This window comes from Commensalibacter communis (genome assembly GCF_947179015.1).
Classification (GTDB): Bacteria; Pseudomonadota; Alphaproteobacteria; order Acetobacterales; family Acetobacteraceae; genus Commensalibacter; species Commensalibacter communis.
The window spans coordinates 1-566 of the sequence record NZ_CAMXCM010000031.1 but is presented as its reverse complement, the minus strand read 5'-3'; the positions used below and the strand labels follow the sequence as shown (position 1 = coordinate 566).

1 protein-coding gene is annotated in these 566 nt (G+C 39.9%); it reads left to right on the top strand.

The window, feature by feature from the left end; translation table 11 throughout:
- The coding region (locus tag PQG54_RS12300; RefSeq protein WP_271807739.1) for a hypothetical protein at window positions 1-566 on the top strand (566 nt) is incomplete at both ends.

The window sequence follows — 566 nt, the reverse complement described above, 5'->3', positions numbered from 1 at the left end:
TTTACAGTTATCAAAATTGACAGGTCTTGATTCTCGTACGATTAAAAAGCAACTTTCAATCTTAATTGAAAACAACGTGTGTTCTGTTGACGAAAATGGCATTGTATTTTCCCGTCGTATGGTCAGAGAATGCCAATCAAAAAACCGTAAAAGCAACGTAAGCGCTACTTCAACGCAGCATAAACGCAGCGATGATGCAACGTCTATGCAGCAACCTTGCAGCGAGGGTGTTACGTGTACGCAAGAAGAAATCCCAGAAAATAGCCAAAAACAAGAAACTCCTAATAAGAATAGAATAGAGAAGAATAGAATAGATATATCTAATAAATTAGATATACCCCCTAAAGATATAAATACCCCCCAAAGTAAATCCAAACGTGGCTCAAGACTTCCTAACGATTGGTTGCCAGATGAGGAAGATCGAGAATATGCCCGTAACCTTGGGCTTGATGTTGTTCGAACGATTGAGGATTTTTGTGGGCATTGGCACGCCAAGGCTGGAAAAGATGCGATCAAATTGGATTGGTCTTTGACGTGGAAAAACTGGTGTCGAAAAGCAAGAGATT